Origin of the sequence: Azospira inquinata (assembly GCF_018905915.1) — a bacterium.
Taxonomy (GTDB): domain Bacteria; phylum Pseudomonadota; class Gammaproteobacteria; order Burkholderiales; family Rhodocyclaceae; genus Azospira; species Azospira inquinata.
Map to the genome: position 1 here is coordinate 2,353,271 of NZ_CP064782.1, position 17,987 is coordinate 2,371,257.

Annotated in this window: 16 protein-coding genes; 3 read left to right on the top strand and 13 right to left on the bottom strand. The window is 63.6% G+C overall.

Features of this window, described 5'->3' with window-relative positions; all coding sequences use genetic code 11:
* Positions 1-61: 61 nt before the first annotated feature.
* From Azoinq_RS10760 to Azoinq_RS10820, 13 genes are all read right to left on the bottom strand, one after another.
* Positions 62-742: a Fe2+-dependent dioxygenase gene (locus Azoinq_RS10760; protein ID WP_216129224.1), complete on the bottom strand. Its 681-nt coding sequence runs from the start codon at positions 740-742 to the stop codon at positions 62-64.
* 72 nt (positions 743-814) lie between these two features.
* Positions 815-3,160: a TonB-dependent receptor gene (locus tag Azoinq_RS10765; protein WP_216129222.1), complete on the bottom strand. Its 2,346-nt coding sequence runs from the start codon at positions 3,158-3,160 to the stop codon at positions 815-817.
* A gap of 169 nt (positions 3,161-3,329) precedes the next feature.
* Positions 3,330-4,454: an alpha-hydroxy acid oxidase gene (locus Azoinq_RS10770; protein WP_216129220.1), complete on the bottom strand. Its 1,125-nt coding sequence runs from the start codon at positions 4,452-4,454 to the stop codon at positions 3,330-3,332.
* 157 nt (positions 4,455-4,611) lie between these two features.
* Positions 4,612-4,950 (bottom strand): DUF2149 domain-containing protein, encoded by a 339-nt coding sequence (locus Azoinq_RS10775; RefSeq protein WP_216129218.1) that lies wholly within the window; start codon positions 4,948-4,950, stop codon positions 4,612-4,614.
* Entirely contained in the window at positions 4,947-5,435 is a 489-nt protein-coding gene (locus tag Azoinq_RS10780) for a MotA/TolQ/ExbB proton channel family protein (protein ID WP_216129216.1), read from the bottom strand. The genes Azoinq_RS10775 and Azoinq_RS10780 overlap by 4 nt, the downstream gene beginning before the upstream one ends.
* A gap of 24 nt (positions 5,436-5,459) precedes the next feature.
* The gene (gene rpsD / locus Azoinq_RS10785; protein ID WP_216129214.1) at positions 5,460-6,077 is read right to left on the bottom strand and encodes a 30S ribosomal protein S4; all 618 of its coding nucleotides are present in this window, start codon (positions 6,075-6,077) and stop codon (positions 5,460-5,462) included.
* 24 nt (positions 6,078-6,101) lie between these two features.
* Positions 6,102-6,350 carry a hypothetical protein gene (locus Azoinq_RS10790; protein WP_216129212.1) on the bottom strand — a complete coding sequence of 83 codons (249 nt, stop codon included), beginning with the start codon at positions 6,348-6,350 and terminating at the stop codon, positions 6,102-6,104.
* Positions 6,347-10,363: a cobaltochelatase subunit CobN gene (gene cobN / locus Azoinq_RS10795; protein WP_232368465.1), complete on the bottom strand. Its 4,017-nt coding sequence runs from the start codon at positions 10,361-10,363 to the stop codon at positions 6,347-6,349. Before cobN ends, Azoinq_RS10790 begins: the two co-directional genes overlap by 4 nt.
* 172 nt (positions 10,364-10,535) lie before the next feature.
* Positions 10,536-12,833: a TonB-dependent hemoglobin/transferrin/lactoferrin family receptor gene (locus Azoinq_RS10800; protein WP_216129208.1), complete on the bottom strand. Its 2,298-nt coding sequence runs from the start codon at positions 12,831-12,833 to the stop codon at positions 10,536-10,538.
* Positions 12,834-13,027: 194 nt separating this feature from the next.
* The gene (gene hemP, locus Azoinq_RS10805) at positions 13,028-13,219 is read right to left on the bottom strand and encodes a hemin uptake protein HemP (RefSeq protein ID WP_216129206.1); all 192 of its coding nucleotides are present in this window, start codon (positions 13,217-13,219) and stop codon (positions 13,028-13,030) included.
* Complete coding sequence (locus Azoinq_RS10810; RefSeq protein ID WP_216129204.1) at positions 13,203-13,643, bottom strand: ExbD/TolR family protein; 441 nt, start codon at positions 13,641-13,643, stop codon at positions 13,203-13,205. The genes hemP and Azoinq_RS10810 overlap by 17 nt, the downstream gene beginning before the upstream one ends.
* Positions 13,644-14,381, bottom strand: coding sequence for a MotA/TolQ/ExbB proton channel family protein (locus Azoinq_RS10815; protein WP_216129202.1), 738 nt, complete (start codon positions 14,379-14,381; stop codon positions 13,644-13,646).
* On the bottom strand, positions 14,382-15,074 hold the full coding sequence (locus Azoinq_RS10820; RefSeq protein WP_216129200.1) for an energy transducer TonB: 693 nt from the start codon (positions 15,072-15,074) through the stop codon (positions 14,382-14,384).
* Positions 15,075-15,243: 169 nt separating this feature from the next.
* Between Azoinq_RS10820 and ppa the strand changes: the two genes are divergently transcribed.
* The 3 genes from ppa to Azoinq_RS10835 all read left to right on the top strand — a co-directional run bounded on the left by ppa (position 15,244) and on the right by Azoinq_RS10835 (position 17,853).
* Positions 15,244-15,777: an inorganic diphosphatase gene (gene ppa, locus Azoinq_RS10825; RefSeq protein WP_216129198.1), complete on the top strand. Its 534-nt coding sequence runs from the start codon at positions 15,244-15,246 to the stop codon at positions 15,775-15,777.
* Between the two features lie 81 nt (positions 15,778-15,858).
* Positions 15,859-17,481, top strand: a complete 1,623-nt coding sequence (locus tag Azoinq_RS10830; RefSeq protein ID WP_216129196.1) for an NAD+ synthase — start codon at positions 15,859-15,861, stop codon at positions 17,479-17,481.
* Between the two features lie 33 nt (positions 17,482-17,514).
* Positions 17,515-17,853, top strand: coding sequence for a P-II family nitrogen regulator (locus tag Azoinq_RS10835; RefSeq protein ID WP_216129194.1), 339 nt, complete (start codon positions 17,515-17,517; stop codon positions 17,851-17,853).
* Positions 17,854-17,987 lie beyond the last annotated feature (134 nt).

The following is a 17,987-nucleotide window of genomic DNA, read 5'->3' on the forward strand; positions in this document are numbered from 1 at the left end:
GACCAAATGAAAAAAACCCCCGTATCTCCTGGAGATAGGGGGCCAGATGGGGGGACAGGGCTTAGGTTTCCGCCCAGAGTCGCAGAAGGTTGTGGTAGTGGGCGGTAAGGGCCAGGACCTCTTGGCTATCACCGATCTGGAGACGCAGCTTTTGGATGGTGTTATCCAATTCGTAGAGTTGGGTGCGCTGCCAGTCGCTGCGCACCATACTTTGGGCCCACAGAAAGCTGCAGAGGCGGGCGCCCCGGGTGACGGGCTCTACCCGATGCAGGCTGGTAGAGGGATAGACGATGGCGTCCCCGGCGGGCAGCTTGGCTTCATGAACCCCGTAGGTATCTTCCACCACCAGCTCTCCGCCGTCGTATTCGTCCGGATCGCTGAAAAACAGGGTAGTGGAGACGTCAGTCCGCAGGCCCAGGCTGCCACCGTGGGCGTAACGGATGGCGTTATCCACGTGGTTGCCGTAATGACCGCCGCCTTCGTAGCGGTTGATGAAGGGGGGCAGGATGCGGTGGGGCAGGGCGGCGGAAAAGAATTGGGGATGGTGGGTAAGGGCCTGAACAATGATGCTGCGCAATTGGGCCAATACCGGGGAGTGCTCCGGAATCTGGCGATTATCCTTGCTGCCGGCAGCTTGGACTCCGGCGGTGGCAAGGCCATTTTCCCATTCCGCTTGCTGAAGTAGGGTCCGGCAATGGGCGAGCTGTTCCTGGCTGAGAACTTCGGGAATATGCAACATCATGATGAAGCTCCTGGTATGGCTGGGGAGAGGTGGCCCGAAGTCTGGCTTCGGGCCCAAAAGGCGGGGAGGCGGTTAGAACTTCAGCTTGGCCGTAAGAGTGATTTGCCGGGCCGGAGCGACGCTGACCATGTGGGTGGTATAGGCCTGGTTGTAGTACACCTTGTCCGTCAGATTCTGAATGTTGAGTTGCAGGCTCAGATTCTTGTCCAGATCGTAATTAGCCATGGCGTCGTAACGGGTGTAGGAGGGAATCCACTTGGTGTTGGCCGCATCCCCATAGACCTTGGAGACGTAATAGGCGCCGCCCCCCACCGTAAGCTTGGGCAACAGCTTGTAGGTGGTCCAGAGGCTGAAACTGTCTTTGGGGGTCATGGGGAATTGATTACCCTTGTTGGCGGCGTTGTTCGTATAGCTCCAACTGCCGCTGCGCAGGGTCCAGTAGGAGGGGCCCGGGTCCTCCAGCTCGCTATTCATATGGGTGTAGCCGCCAAACACCTGCCAGGATTTGGTCAGGGCGCCAGCAAAGCCCAGTTCCAGACCGTTAATCTTCTGTTTGCCCGCCGTGGTCATGGTGTTGGCATCCACATTCACCTTGGCATTGGTTTTTTCCATGGAGAACAGGGCTCCGCTCAAGGAGAGCTGGTTGTTGAGCAGATTCCATTTGGTGCCCAGTTCCAGGCTGCGGGTTTTTTCCGGTTCCAGATCCTTGTTGGTGACGGAGATGTTGTCCGATCCATCCCCGTTGGAAATGCCGGAGGGATTGGCGGCGGTGGCGTAATTCAGGTAGATGCTGCCGTTTTCCCTGGGTTTGAAAATTACACCGGCCTGGTAGCTCCAGAAGCTGGAATCGCTGTTCAGGTTGGCGGTGGTGGGGGTGGCCCCATTGGTGCTGTAACCCCGCTGGGAGGTGCTGAAATCGTCGTGGCGCAGGCCCAGGTTGACTAGCCAGTAACGGTTCAGGGTTAGGGTGTCAAAGGCGTAAAGACCCCGGGTGTTGTTGGTCGTCTTGGCCCCCTGGGGATTGCGGGTAATGGTCCCGGACCAGCTGTCGTTGGGGTTGGGATTGGCAATGCTGGCCATAGAGTTGGGGCCCGTCGCCACATAACCCCGGCTGTCCGTTTCCGTATTGGAGAGTTCTAGGCCGAAGGCCAGAGTGTGCTTGATGCTGCCCGTCTGGATTTCCCCCAGCAATTCGGTGGCATTGATGATGCCCGTGCTGATGGAATTACGGCTTTTTACCGTGCGGGGCAGGGTGCTGTTTCCAGGAACGAACTGGGAATCCCCCGGATTACTGGCTACATAGTTGTTCTGGGACCGGGTGTAGCGGGTGGCGTTGCGCAGCATGAAACCGTTTGCCAGATCGTGCTCGATTTTGAAAGAGGCGCTATCCACGCTGGTTTTGCGGAAATCCCGGGATTTCAGTCCGTAGAAATTGCTGCTATCTACGCCCAGAGGGCCCCCATTACCGTTCTTGGCGTAATTGGGATTGAGGGTGGGGGCGGCCGTGGGGGGGGTGGTGGCGGTGGAACCCCCTTGGCCAGCCCCATAGGCGTTGTATTTGCTCACCGGGTTGTTGTAGGGAATGCCATAGTCCGGCATGTCGTTGGTTTCGTAGTGGTACACGCCCGCTACGGCCCGGGTATCCGTGCCCAGCCCCAGGGCCAGGGAGGCATTGACCCCCTGGTGGTCAATGTCCACGTCATCCCGACCGGGGACGTCCCCCTGTTGCTTCATCAGAGAGATCCGCAGGGCGGCGTGGTCCGAGAGTTGCCGGTTGAAATCAGCGGTGGCCCGGGCGTAGCGGTCCGTACCTACCCCAAGAGTAGCCTCGTTGGCGTTGCCCAGATGGGCGGTCTTGGTAGTCAGATTGATGCTGCCCCCCACGGCCCCGCCGCCGCTGAAGGCCGAATCCGCCCCCTTCACTACATCGATCTGCTCCACGGCAAACATGTCCCGGCTTTGGGAACTGGGGTCCCGCAAGCCGTCGATGAAGAAATTGGCCTGGGAGTCAAAGCCTCGGATATAGGGCTTGTCTCCCACCGGATTGCCCCCTTCCCCCATGCCGAAGGTGATGCCGGGGGTGGTACGCAGGGCCTCCTGGAGGCTGGTGGCATTGGTTTCCTGGATCACTTCCCGGGTAATGACGGTGACGGTTTTCGGGGTGTCCACCAGGGGCGCCGTATATTTGCTGGAAGCGGCGCTATCCGCCTTGTAGCCGGAGGCGGCGGCCATATCGGTCACATTGACCGTGGAGAGCACCTGTTCTTCCTGGGCCGTGACCATCCCGGGAGTGGCCAGAGCCAAGCCCAGGGCGGCGGGGGCCAGGGCTGTAAGGGGGGAGAGGGAAGGGGCGTTGCCGGCCTTTTTCAGGCCGGGAAAAGCTTGAGGGGGATGCTTGCGATTCTGGACAAAAGCCATCGGGTTTCTCCGGGGAGGAATAGGGAAGTCGAGGTGGCTGGCTTCCTGTCCGACGGCAAAGGTGGTCCAGGTGGCTTGCTTTATGGTCTTTTCGACAAAGGTGATGCTTTGTAAAAAGTTGTTGCAATGATAATGGTTATCATTAATCAAGTCAAACCGGAAACTGCTGCTAAGGCCCTGGGGGGGCGGGGTCGGGGAAGAGACTATCCGGGGTGATGTCCGCCAGGGTGGCGCAGCCATTCAGGGCCATGACCACTTCCAGTTCTTCCCGGAGCAACTTGAGGCAGTGAGCTACCCCCAGGGCGCCCGCCGTAGCTAGGCCGTAAATATAGGGACGGCCGATGAGTACAGCCCGGGCCCCCAGGGCCAGGGCCTTGAACACATCGCTGCCGCGCCGGATACCGCCGTCTAGCAGCAAGGGCAAGCGCCCTTCCAGGGCTGTTGCGATCCGGGGCAGGGCCTGGATGCTGGGAGGGACCGTATCCTGGGTGCGCCCCCCGTGGTTGGAGACGATGATGCCATCTACCCCCAGGGCTTCCCCTTGCAGGGCATCTCCGGGATGGAGAACGCCCTTGAGAAGCAGGGGCAGGGCAGTCTGGCTGCGCAGCCAGGCGATGTCTGCCCAGGTGGGGGCATAGGCCATCAGACCCTGGAAAACCATGCGTTCCCCCGGCCCCAGGGGGGCGGGTTGGAAAGGTGCCATGGAGCGCAGATTGGCTGCTTCCAGGCCGGGGGACAGGTGGAAACCGGCCCGCTGCTCCCGGTTGCGCAGACCGAAAATGGGGGCATCCACCGTCACCACCAGGGCCTGATAGCCCGCCGCTTCAGCCCGTCGCACCAGGGACAGGGTGAAATCCCGATCCGGCTGAAAATACAGCTGAAACCACAGTGGCCCCTCTGCGGCTTGGGCCACCGCCTCAAGAGGCTGGCTGGCCAGGGTGCTGACCACCAGGGGCGCGCCCAGAGCAGCGGCCCCCTGGGCCGAAGCCAGTTCTCCTGCCGGGTGGTAAAGGCCCTGATGGGCTACCGGCGCCAGGAGCAGGGGATGGTCCAGGGTCTGGCCGAACAGTTCCTGCTGGGTATGGCCACGGGCCAGATCTCGCAACAGGCGGGGCCAGAGCTGGAGACGGGCGAAAGCCTCCCGGTTGCGGGCCATGGTCAGCTCATCCGCCGCGCCGCTGTGGAGATAGGCCCAGGCGTTATCGTCCAGCCGCTCCCGGGCGTAGGGCTCGTAGTCGGTCAGACAGACCAGATCAGGGGGAAGGTGCTCCAGGCGGGGTTTTAGGGGCGACATGGGATTCCTTGGCAGCAACGGTCAATGGTAAAAGAAGCGAGGGCCGGTCTCCACCTAGGGATGACCTGAGCAAGTTGGGTTCTCCGATAGGGCAATCATGTCGCCCATTGATTTTTCCATGGGGTAATTCTTGCGGTGGTACTTGTAAAGCGCCTCTTTAAGGGGCGGCGGGGCTGTCCCCTTCCGGTACATAAACCATGGAGCCATCCCGCATCCGGTAGGCCGTTCCTGCTTTGGCCCCCTGGCCAGCGCCGATGCCGCCCCGGGCCTGGTATTTTTCCACGGTCTTGCCCTTCTTGGTGACGATCTCCATATCCGGCTTGCCCGGATTGGCGATGACTGTCACGTCCTGATGGGAAAAGGGGTTGAGCAAGGGGTTCTGGGCGATGGTGACGAGCAGGGCGGCAATGATCACCAGGAAAATGTCGATGAGATTGACCACGGAGAGAATGGGATCTTCCACCTCCCCTTCGGCCAGCAGGGCCAGTTTGCTCATGGGGCCTCCCGTCGGGCGCCGAGGGCGAGGATTTCCACCATTTCCTCCGCCAGCCAGCGGCGCCGCACATTGGCGATCCAGAAGGTGATGCTGGCAGCCAGGAGGGCCAGGATAACGGCGGAAAAGGCGATCATGAGATTTTCCGACACCGCCGCCAGATTGCCGTCCGCCAGGGATTTCAGGGCCGGGCCCATGGGAATCATGGTGGCTACCAGGCCCAGCATGGGGGTTACCCGGCTGGCGATACGGGCTGGTTCCAGGCTGCGGTGGGCGAACAATTCCAGGGCCTCTTCACTGACCTCCGGCTGGTGGCGGAAGTGTTCCAGCAGGGGGCGACCCCGCCCCTGGCGGCGCAGCCAGGCTTGATGGAGGAAATAGCCCAGGAGCCAGAAAGCGTAGAGAAACAACAGGGCCACCAGGGTCAGGACGGGTAGGAGAAAAACCTGCCCCAGCAGGTACATGCCGGTTTCCAGAGTGTGTTGCATGGGATGCCTCGAAAAAAGAAAGGGTCAAAGACGGGTGGCGTAGTACTCCACCACCAGTTGGAGATCCACCGGGAAGGGGGCGCAGTCCTGGCCCGGAGAGTGGCGCAGGGTGGCCTGGTTGGAGGCCGGGTCCAGGGAGAGCCATTCCGGCAGGGCCAGGGCCGGGTCCAGCAGGGAGCCCTGGACCACGGGGAGAATGCGGGCCTTGTCCGTGGGGCCGAACTGGTCCCCCTGCTTGAGGCGCATGGAGGGAATGGTGGCCTTGCGCCCGTTCAGGCGAATCTTGCCGTGGCAGACCAGCTGGCGGGCGGCGGGAATGGTGGGGGCGAAGCCGGCCCGGAAAACCAGGTTATCCAGGCGCCGTTCCAGCAATTCCAAAATCAGCTGGCCCGTGCTGCCCTGGTGGCGCCGGGCTTCCTTTACCACCCGGCGCAACTGGCGTTCCGTGAGGCCGTAATTGAAGCGAATCTTCTGTTTCTCCCGAAGTTGGCGGCCAAAACCGGATAGCCGTTCCGGATGGCGCCGGGCGCCGTGTTGGCCGGGGGGATAGTCCTGTTCCCCCAGGTCGTGGCGGCCCAGACCGGGGAGGGCCGTACCCAGGGCGCGCATGATTTTTTTGCGGGGACCGAGATAGCGGGACATGAGCAAAACTCCTTGAAAATAGGGTTAGTGAAAACGTTGGGCGGGGAGGGAGGAGACCAGGGCCCGGCCATCCAGAGCCAGCCAATCCTGGCGTACCGTCTCCAGGGCCTGGTGCAAATAGGGGTTGAGGCCCTCCGTCCCGGCCAGGCCTTCCAGATGCTCCAGCAGGGCGCGGATTTTGTTGGGGGAGGCGCCCCCCAGGGCGGTGGAGGAGAGCAGGTGGAGGACGGCGGCCAGCCGCAGGGGCGGACACATTTCCGGAATGTCGGTCATGGGCGATCTCCTTGGTGGGGAAGGGCGGGGGAAAGGGGGCGGAAGTCCCGGGCGGCGCGCCGATAGCCGCTCCCCAGGGCCAGCAGGAGCAGGATCAGAGCTCCGGCCAGGGGGGCGGGGGAGGGGGCGGCCAGCGGCTGCACCCGTTCCAGGCGCATGCCCCGCACCGGGGGCGGGGTGACCGGCGTCCGGGGGGTGGGGCGAGCCCCGGCGGCTGGGGGCGTCGGCCGGGCATGGGTTTTGTCTGCGGCTTTGGTGCTGGTGGTGCTGTTGGGGGCTTGGAGGCCGAAGCCTGCGAACTGGGCCAAGGCCCGGTTATCCGTGGCCATTTTTTCCCGACCGGCCAGGGCCCGGTATTCGGCCTTGAGCTGGGCCAGGGTGGCCGGATCGGCTTGCCAGTAGCCCTGGCGGGCCGCTTCCAGCATCCGCTCCAGCATTTGCCCCAGGGCTTGGGGATTTTCCCGCTGGAACCAGTCTTTCAAGCCCAGCCGGTATTTGTCCTTCACATAAACGTCGGCAAATTCCTGCCACTGGTCGTCCCGGACAATTTCCCGGGCCACGGCAGTCCAGCCCCAGAAATTGTTCAGGCTATCCACCATTTGCAAGCTGCCCGCATAGCCTTCCGCCATCAGGCCCTGGATATAGCCCGGATGGAATTGGCGGGTGGCCAGTTCCTTGGCGAGGAACTGGGCGGCCCCTTCCGCCTTGCCCGAGTTGCCGTCCCGCAGGTTGGCGATGTAGAGCTCCGGCGCTTTGCCGTCCAGGTGGCGGATGGCCAGGGAAAGCCCGCCCAGGTACTGATAGGGATCGTCCGTGGTGAGCATGCCGTAGAGGTTGGAACTGCGGGATAGAACGGCGGCTTCCGTGCCGTGCAATTGTTCGGCGTACAGGTTGATGCCCGCTGCCGTGGCCGGATTGGGGCGACCCCATTGGGCCGGGTCGGCGCCAAAGGCGTACTGCATCCGGGAAAGGTAGAGTTCGGCCAGTTTTCGGTCTCCTTCCGCCTTGCCTTTCCAGCTGTCGGAGGCCAGGGTGGCGTCGTTGAGGCCCGTACCGTAGAGCCCTTCGGCGGAGGAGAAAATCCGGGTCTCTGCGGCGCTTTTGGCCGCGGCCGGGTCCAGTCCCCGGGCTTCCAGGCGCCGGGCCACGGCCCGGCTGTTGGCGGCCACCGGGTTATCCTTTTCCTCCGCTTGCGCCGCTAGACGGACTGCTTCTGCCAGCCAACGCATGACGTTGGGGAAATGGTCCCGGTACAGGCCCGTGGCGGAGAGCACCACGTCAATGCGGGGACGGCCCAGCTGGGAGCGGGGTAGCAGGCGCACCCCGGTGACCCGACCCCCGTTATCCCAGACCGGCTCCACCCCCAGGGCCCAGAAGGCTTCCGCTTCCAGGATGCCCATGTGGCGCATGGTTTCCACGGACCAGAGGGAGAAGGCCAGTTTGCGGGGAGCGGCGCCGGTCTTTTCCCGGTGGGCGGCCACCAGCTTATCCAGGGCCTCCTTGCCTGCTGCCCAGGCCTGGGGTGTGGGCACCCGGGAAGGATCGAAGCCATAGAGATTTTTCCCCGCAGGGTAGGCGTCCGGATTACGGATCGGGTCACCCCCGTAGGCCGTGGTCAGGTAGCGGCCATCCAGAACCGTGAGCAGGCCTTCCAGCTCCGGGGCGCCGTCCAGCCGGTCGTACCAGTCCCGGGCCTGGATCAGGTAGGTCCGGAGCTCGGGGGAGAGCCGGTCATCATGGTCCCGGTCCGCCAGATAGGTGGCCAGCAGGCGATAGGGCGCGGTTTCGGGCAGCCGATCGTAATTGCCCACCAGGGCTTCATCCTGGGCGTCCCCGGGGGAGGCGGCGGCCCAGAAGGGCCTGCCCAGCATCATCAAGACCGTGGCGATACGCCGGGTCGGGTCCGGGGAACGGCCCAGGGTGTGGAGCCCCAGGGGCTGGGCGGTTTGGGCCAGTTCGTGGAGATGGTTGTGGAGCAGGTCCACGAACTCAGAAAAGCGGGCCTGAATCTGTTCCCGGGACCAGCCCAGATCCTTGTCGATATGGAGATCCAGGGCCCCCTGGTAGAGATCGGCGCGGAGTTTGTCCTTCACCGCCCCATCCTCCTGGGCGAGCCAGGCGTGGAGCAGGTCGTGGAGCCGGTTGGTGGCGTCGTGGAGCCCGGCGGGCACAAAGGGGGGCGGCTGGTGGCTGATGATGACGGCCCGGCCCCGGCGCTTGGCCTGGACCGCTTCCCCCACGTCGTCCGCAATGTAGGGGTAGGCCACGGGCAGGTCCCCTACGGCCAGCATGGGGTAATCGTCCACCGCCAGGCCCCGCTCCTTGCCCGGCAGCCATTCCTGGCTACCGTGGGTGCCGAAATGGACCAGGGCGTGGGCCCCAAATCCGTTTTCCGTCTGGCGCGCCCAAAGATAGGTGGCCAGGTAAAAGTGGGAGGGGGCGGCTTTGGTGGAGTGGTAGAGGGCAATTTCCCGGGGTTCCCACTGTTCCCCCCGGGGGGGCTGGGGCAGGAAAACCAGATTGCCCACCTGGAGGCGGGGAATGAGGAAATAGTCCCCGTCCCGCCGATGCAGCACCATGCCGGACTTTTCCGGCGGGCCCCAGCGATTCAGGAGATCCGCCTGGCGGGCCGGCGGCAGCGTGGCGAACCAGCGTTTGTAAGTGGCCAGGGGCAGCAGGGCAGCCAGGTTGTCCCGCAGCAGACCGGGGAGGGTGTCCGGATCGTGGCGATAGAAAGGGGCGAGGAGGCGCTGGAGTTGGGCGGTGAGCAGCTTTTCCCCCTGGGCCGAGGTGCGGTAGCCGTGGTCGGCAAGAACGGCCAGGGTATGGTCCAGGCTGGCGGGCAGGTTGAGGAAAGACGCGGTGAGGTTTTTCTCCCCGGGAGGGTAGTTCCAGAAAAACACTGCCAGACGCTTGTCTTGGTTGGGTAGGCGTTGCAGACGTACCAGATTTAGGGCCTTGGCCACCACGGCGGCAGCCTGGGCGGGCAGGGGCTCAATGCGCCCATCCCCCTGGCGGGTTGTGGCGGCCACCTGGATGTCCGTGACCCCGGCGTATTCGGGTTGGGCCAGGTAGAAGGGCACGTCCATCAGGGAGACCCCGGCCGGATCGGCGGCCCAGGCGGCCCCATCCCCCCGCCGGTAGGTGATGGCCTGGATCACGGGTAGGCCCAGGGCGGTGAATTCCCGTCGCCGCCCCTCCGGATTGAGCATGATCTGGGTGTTGATGACCACGTCGGCCAGGGGCTTGCCCTGGTCAGTGAGCAGGGGCTTTAAGGCGGCATCGTCCATGACCGGGCAATAGACAGCCAGGGGCAGGGCTCCCGCCGCTTCAATGCGCCGGATCAGGTCGTCAATCAGGGCGGTCTGTTCCCCAGCGATGTACTGCTGGTGCAGGAGTATGGCCACGGTGGGTGGGTGCCGGTCCGGATTTACGCCTTTCCAGGCCAGATAGTCCCGGGGGGCGGCAAAGACTAGGCCCGGGGCTTGGGGGTGATATACCCCGGTCTTGGGAAACTGAATGGGGGCGGGCTCTTCCAGGTAGGGGCGGTGGGCGAACCAGGCTGCCAGACTGCGGAAAAAGCCGTTGAAATTGGGGCGGCTGCCGTTGGCGTAATAGGCCACCAGGCGCCGGGCCAGATCGTCGGGCAGTCCTTGCCAGGCCGGTTGGTCTTCGTAGAGCCAGATCAGGGGGGCGTGCAGGCCGGGCAGGGCGCGGACTAGCCGGGAGCGGATGAAATCCAGCTGGTAGCTGTCCACCGCCACCAGGTCATAGCCCTGGAACAGTTCCGGCCCCGTATTGGCCGCCAGTTTTTCCACGTACTGAACCTGGACCGTGAGGCCCAGGGGCCGGGCGATATCCGTCAGGGTCTGGAATTTCCCCGGGGGCACCTGGCTGGTGGCGAGAAAAAGCAGGCGATGTTGCCCCGGGGCGCCGGGTCCGGCCCAGGCTGGCAGGGCGGTCCACAACCCAAGGAGCAGGGCCAGGAGGGCAGCCAATAAGGGGGCAGGCAATCGATCCGTTTTTAGGTTTGAAAATAGGCCTGATAGCGGGGCCAGAAGAGGCACTCCCAGAGGGGCGGCCCATTGCCCTAGGTGGGCGGCGGGTGGTAGGGGGAGGCGCAGGGGGGCGGAAGGGGCGCTGAGCATGGGGGCGGGCCCCCTCCCGGGAGAGGGGGCGGCAGGGTCAAAGGTCGTATTTGAGGGTGACGGAGAAATTGCGGCCCGGCTGGGTGTAGAAGTCCGGCGCCGGGTCAGAGGCGGGCAGGCTGGCGCCTCGGATGTCGCTCCACAGCCAGTATCTGCGGTCAAAGAGATTGGTGACCCCGACCTGGACCCGGGTGTTGGGCTGGACCTGCCACCAGGCATTCACATCCACCACCCCGTAGCCGCCGGGATGGAAGAAGCCCTTGGTCACCTGGCTGTCATCCACCCGGGTGGTGGGCCCCGCCGCCCGCAGGCGCATTTCCCCGCCGTGGGTGCTGTCCGGCGTCCATTGCACGGCGGCGGTGAGGCGCCGGGGATCAATGCTGTTGATGGGGGCGCCGGTTTCCTGGTTTTCCCCGTAGGCATAGGCGTAGGCGGCGTTAAAGGCTAGGTGGCGGGAGGCCTGCCACTGGCCCCGCAGTTCAAAGCCGTGGATGGTGACCCGGGACAGGTTTTGATACAGATAGGTGGATCTGAAGGGGGATGGCAGAGCCCGGGGATCGCCGCTGGCCAGCTTGGCGTAGTCGATGAAGTCCTGGTAGCGGTTGTGGAACAGGGCCACCTGAGCGGAACTGCGGGGCGTGACGTACTTGGCCCCCACTTCCAGGCCCCGGCTGGTTTCTGGCTTCAGATCCGGATTGCCCAGCACTCCGTAGAACTGGCTGGTGTTGTAGAAATACCGATTCACCTGCTCATAGTTGGGCGGGCGAAAGCCCTCCACATACTGGCCGTAGGCGCTCCAGGCGGAAGTCAGTTGCAGGGCGGCGGCCAGCTTGGCGGAGACCCGGCTGCCATCCTTGGAAACGGCGGTTTTGCCGAATAGGGGGCGGTACAGGCTGTCGCTTTCCGGGGTGAGCCGGTACTGGTCATAGCGCACCCCGGGGGTGACACGCAGGCGTTCGCCGAAAAAGCGGAATTCGTCCTGGAGAAAGAGGCCTACCTGGTCCATATGGCCCTTGGGGAAATCGCTTTTGGGGAAATTTTCCCCCAGCAGGTTGTCCTGGCTGACGCCGCTGGCCAGGTCGGTGCGGGTGGTGTATTTCACCTCCTCCGTGCGGGTGCGCTGCCATTCCGCACCCCAGGTCAGGTACTGGCTGGCCAGGGCTTGGGCGGCTTTTTCCATGACCAGACTTAAGCCCTGCTGGCCCTGTTTGAAATGGAAACGCTGATCCACCGCACAATTGCGGGTGCCGGAGGAAGAGGCGGAGCAACTGGTAGTGGTGTTGCTGCGCAGCTGGTAGTTGCCGTTGTCCGAGCGCTGTTCCTGGTAAAAGGCCTTGGCGCTGAGCCGATCAAACCAGTGGGGATCGGCGGGCAGGTAGCTGTAATCCAGGGAAACGCGGTCCCGCTCCAGGGCGTCATCCCCCAGGTTGCGGCTGATTTTGGAAAGGGACGTGCCGCTCAGGTTGGCGATGCGGCGGATGTCCGTGGTGGTTTCCTTGTCCTTGGCCTCCAGGGTGAGTTTCAACTGGTGACTCGGCGCCGGGGTCAGGCTCAACTTGGCCAGGACGTCCGTGCTGTGGAAGCTTTGGGGATTGGGGCTGGTGCGGGTAAAGCCGGACACATCCCGGCTGCCCTGGTTGTCCATTTCGTGGCCGTCGCTATGGCCCACCATGAGGAGGCCTTTGACCTGCTCGTTGCCGGCGGCCAGATAGGCGGAGGCACGGGTGCTGCGGTCTTCCTGGTGATAGCCGATTTTGCCCCCCACGGCCTGGGTCTTGCCGTTCTTGAGCAAATCCTCCGGGTCCAGGGTGAGAAAGCCCACCACCCCGCCGATGGCGTCGGAGCCGTAGAGGCTGGAGGCGGGGCCCCGGACGATTTCCACCTGTTTGAGAAAGTCCGGGTCCGGAATATCCCGGTTGGCCCCGTCATAATTGGTGGAGCCCGGGCTGCGGAAATCGGCGGCTCGGATGCCATCCACCAGCATGAGAATGCGGTTGTCTTCTATGCCCCGAATGTTGATCTGGCCCGCGCCAAAGCGGCGCATGTCCCGGGGCACGGCCACATCCGGCTCGTCGGCCAGGAGGTCGGCGATATCTTTGACTTGGCGCCGGTCCATGGTGGCTCGGTCGATGGTGGTGACCGTTCCCGGAATGAGTTCGGCGGGGGCGCTGGAGCGGGTGGCGGTGACCACCACTTCGGTCAGCTTGGTGTCCCCGGTGGCTTCTTCCCCCTGGGCGGGGCTCAGGCAGAGGCTGGCCAGGGCCAGGGGCAGGGCATGACGGACGTGACGGGTCAGGGGACGGGGCCGTCCCACGGTAGCTTGCGGAAAGCGCATGGAGTTCTCCAAAAAGCGCGTGGCTCGCTACCGATGGCCGGAGAGGCCGGGGGGCTGGCTACTGCGTAGAACGACGACAGGAGGGAAACCGGGAGGTTTCTGAGTCGTCGGTACCCAACGAAGAGGCAACTGGAAAAAAAGGGTGGCTGGCGGGGCCCGAGGGCTGGCTGGCTAGCAAGAGGTGGAACGAGAGATCACTTGGTCAGAATCAGTTTGTTTTCCCGGGTCAGACGCAGGAGATAGCACTGTCCGCCATGTTCGATGCGCACCATGTTGTTGCCGCCGCGAAAAAGCTGACGGCTGCTCAGGGTGGGCAGATGGGGGCCGACGGCGTTGCCGAGGGCGACCACGGTGAGGGTGGGTTTGAGTTCATTGTCCTGAGACATGGGTTTCTCCAGGCGTGGTGACGAATCCGAGTTTGGCGATACCGGCTTCCCGGGCGGCGGACATGATTTCCGCCAGGCGCTGATAGCGGGTTTCCTTATCGGCCGAGAGTTGCAGTTCGGGCTGGGGACGGGCGGCGGCCGCCGTCTTCAGTTTCTGGGCCAGGTCGCCCTCGGCCAGGGGCTGCTTGTCCCAGAACAGCTGGCCCTGGGCGTCCAGAGACAGATTGACCGTCTTGGGTTTTTCATCCAGGGGCGTGCCCTGGGCCTGGGGCAGATCCACCTTGATGGACTGGGCCATGAGGGGGGCGCAGACGATAAAAATGATCAGCAGCACCAGCATTACATCCACCAGGGGCGTGGTGTTCATGTCCGCCATGGGCTGGGAACGGCGCCCGTTCCCCGTATCCAGGGTGCCGAAGGACATTTAGGCCACCTCCGCCAGACGATGCACCGGCGCCTGGGCGGGAGCCTGGGGATGGGCCTGGTGCATGGGGTGGCCGGTGGTCAGATAGGTGTGCAAGTCATGGGCAAAGGCTTCCAGGTCGTCCACGATGACCCGCAGAATGCGGTTGAAGGCGTTGTAGGCCAGTACGGCGGGAATGGCCACGAACAGCCCGGCGGCAGTCATGATCAGGGCTTCCCCCACGGGCCCTGCTACCTTGTCCAGGGAAGCCTGGCCGCTGGCGCCGATTTGCACCAGGGCGTGGTAGATGCCCCAGACGGTGCCAAAGAGACCGATGAAGGGGGCGGTGGAACCGATGGATGCGAGGAAGGACTGGCCGCTTTCCAGCCGGCTGCCGGTCTGGTTCAGCCCCTGGCGCAGGGCCCGGGTCACCAGTTCGCTGATGGACAGGTGGGCGTCCAGGTGGGAGCGGTCGCCGCTGTGGCTTTCGTAGTGGCGTAGGGCCTGGGCACCCCGCTGGGCCAGATCCCCATAGGGTTCCAGTGTGGCCAAGCGGGCGATGCCATCATCCAGGTCCGGGGCATGCCAGAAATGGTCCACCGCCACCGCCCCCCGGCGGCGCAGGCGCCAGACCTGCCAGGCTTTGCCCAGGATCACGGCCCAGCTGCCCATGGAGAGCAGCAGGAGGATCAGGGCGACGGCGTGGGAAACCCCATCCCCCTGGGTCCAAAAATGGTTGAGATCGAAAGCGCTGTGCATTTAGTTCTCCAAACTGAAATTGATGGGAATCTGGACCCAGGCCCCAATGGCCTGTCCCCCTTGTTTCGCCGGAACAAAGCGCCATTTGCGCACCGCTTCCAGGGCAGCGTTGTCCAGGCGAGGGCTGCCGGATGAGCGTTTAATTTCCACTCCGTCCGCCGTGCCGTTAGGAAGCACGTGGGCCCGCAGTAACACCTTGCCCTGCTCCCCCATGCGCTTGGACAAAGGGGGATAGGTGGGGGCGGGGTTTTGCAGATAGCCCGCGTCAAAGCGGGCTTCTGTCACCGGCTCCGCACTATGGGCGGGTTCCTTGGCGCCAGCCGGGGCAACCGCTTCGCTATGGCTGGGCGCGCTGCTGGCCGTGGGGACGGCGGACAGGGGCTGGGGCGCCGGTTTGTCGCTCTTGATTGGTACCTTGGGGGTAGGCCGGGGTGTCTGGTGGCGCACCGGTTGGGGCTGGGATGCCTGACGAGCTGTTGCCGGTCGGTTTTCCGGCGCCGGAGGCGCCAATAGACTGACACTGAAAACCGGTGCCGCCGGGGTCACCGGCGCTGGGCTCCGGTGTTGCAACAGCAGGGCCAGGGCGCCGCCGTGGAACAGCACCGCCAGCCCCGCCCAGGGCCAGGGGCTGGCCAGGAAGGGGCGGGAGTGGAGCCCGGCGGCAGAAACCGGAAGGGAGAGGGTGGAGACCATGGAAGCTTGGTAATAAGAATTGATCTCATTCTCGTGTTTGCGTCGGTCATTGTCAAGTCTTCCGCGCCGGGGGGCTTCTGGAAGGTCGGTGTTTTTGCCCTGAATATTCCCGGGATTTGGGCGGGACTGACGTATAATCAGCCCCTTGTTCAACGAGGAGACAACCCCCATGAATATCGACAATTTGCCCATTGGCAAGGATGTCCCCAACGATTTCAACGTGGTTATTGAAATCCCGGCCCGGGCCCCCGGCATCAAATATGAGCTGGACAAAGATTCCGGCGCGGTGGTGGTGGATCGGTTCATGTCCACCCCCATGCATTACCCCTGTAACTACGGCTTTATCCCCAAAACCCTGTCCGACGACGGGGATCCGGTGGATGTGCTGGTGGTCACTCCCTATCCCCTGATGCCCGGTGTGGTGGTGCGTTGCCGTCCCCTGGGTATTCTGAACATGGAAGACGAAGCAGGGATGGACGCCAAGCTGATCGCCGTGCCGGTCGGCAAGCTGACCCCGATTTACGACAAGGTGCAGACCGTGGATGACCTGCCCGACCTGCTGCCCAAGATGATTCAGCACTTCTTTGAGCACTATAAGGACCTGGAACCCAACAAATGGGTGAAGGTGACCGGCTGGGGCAATCTGGAAGATGCCAAGCAGGAAATTCAGGCGGGGGTATCCCGCTACGTGGCCCAGAGCTAAGCCCCTGGCGCTCCATTCGGGACCGGACCTTCCCTGGCGGGGGGACCGGTCTTTTCATTTGTAACCATTGATTTTGTGACCATGGATTCCAGTCTTACCATCGCCATTGCCCAGATCAACGCCGTGGTGGGAGATTTGCCCGGCAACCGGGGCCTGATTGCTGGGGTGGCCCGGGAGGCCGCCCGGGCCGGGGCCGACCTGGTGCTGACCCCCGAATTGGCTCTGTGCGGCTATCCGCCGGAGGATTTGTTGCTGCGCCCGGATTTTTACCGGGCCTGCGCCCAGGAGCTGGAAGCCCTGGCTCGGGAAGTGCCGGAGATTGGCCTGGTGGTGGGACATCCGGCGGAAATTGATGGCCGCCATTACAACGCCGCCTCCTATCTGGCCGAAGGCCGGGTGGTGGCCACCTATTGCAAGCGTTTTCTGCCCAATAGCGAGGTCTTCGACGAAGAGCGCTATTTCGACGGCGGCCAGTCCCCCTGCGTCTTTTCCGTGAAGGGGGTACGGGTCGGCCTCAACATCTGTGAGGATGTGTGGCGGGTCGGCGCGGTGGAAGGGGCCAAGGAAGCCGGGGCGGAACTGCTCCTGGTGCTCAACGCCTCGCCCTATCACATGAACAAAGGGGAAGACCGGCTGCGGGTGTTGCGGGATCGCCACGCCGCCACCGGCTTGCCCATGATTTACGTCAATCTGGTGGGGGGCCAGGATGAACTGGTCTTTGACGGGGGCTCCTTCGCCATCGGCGCCGGGGGTGAGCTGCGTGTCCGTCTGCCCCAGTTTGCGCCCGCCCTGGCCCTGGTGCGCTATGGAGCCGGGGATGTGCAGCCCGCCGAGGTAGCTCCTGCCCTGTCCTTGGAAGCCCAGGTGTATCAGGCCCTGGTGTTGGGGATTCGGGATTACATTGGTAAAAACGGCTTTCCGGGGGCGGTGATTGGCCTCTCCGGCGGTATCGACTCGGCCCTTACCCTGGTGCTGGCCGTAGAAGCCCTGGGGGCGGAGCGGGTGCGGGCGGTGATGATGCCTTCCCCCTATACGGCGGACATGAGCCTGGACGATTCCCGTCAGCTGATCCGTAACCTGGGGGTCCGTTACGAGGAAATCCCCATCGCCCCAGCCATGACCACCTTCACGGACATGCTGGCGGCGGAACTGGCCACCCCGGTCCGGGGGGCAGATACCACGGAAGAAAATCTCCAGGCCCGGATTCGGGGCCTGATCCTCATGGCCATTTCCAATCGCTCCGGCGCCCTGGTACTCACCACGGGCAACAAGTCGGAAATGGGGGTGGGCTACTGCACCCTGTATGGGGATATGGCGGGGGGCTTTGCGGTCATCAAGGATATCGCCAAGACCTTTGTCTATCGCCTTTCCCGCTGGATCAACCGGGAGCGGGAGATTATTCCTGAGCGCATCATTACCCGGCCCCCTTCCGCCGAACTGCGGCCGGACCAGACCGACCAGGATTCCCTGCCACCCTACGAGGTGCTGGACGCCATCATGGCCGCCTATATGGAAGAGGATCGGTCGCCCCGGGAAATCATCGCCATGGGCTACACGGAAGCGGACGTGCGCCGGGTGGTGCGACTCCTTAAAATCAGCGAATACAAACGTCGTCAGGCACCGGTCGGCATCCGGGTGACCCATCGGGGATTCGGGAAGGACTGGCGTTACCCGATCACCAACCGGTATCCTGACGAGTGGTAAGCATTAACCCATGCATGCATAAGAGGAGAGTCCATGAAAAAGATCGAAGCGGTCATTAAGCCTTTCAAGCTGGATGAAGTGCGGGAAGCCCTGTCCGAAGTGGGGGTCACCGGTCTGACGGTGACGGAAGTGAAGGGCTTTGGCCGGCAAAAGGGCCACACGGAGCTCTATCGGGGCGCCGAATATGTGGTGGATTTTCTGCCCAAGGTGAAGCTGGAAGTGATCGTTTCCGACGGGGTGGTGGATGGGGCCATTGATGCCATCATCAAAGCCGCCCGCACCGGCAAGATCGGCGACGGCAAAATTTTCGTTTTCCCCGTGGAACATGCGGTGCGCATCCGCACCGGGGAAACGGACGAAGCGGCGGTTTAAGCCCTCCCGGGTGGCGTCCCCCAGGGGAAGTGACCTGTCGGCCTCGGCGCGGATCAAGCATCTGCCCCGGGGCCGATTTTATGGGGGGCCGGATTGCTTCCGGAGGGGAGCTTCCCCCGATGATTGGCGGGGGA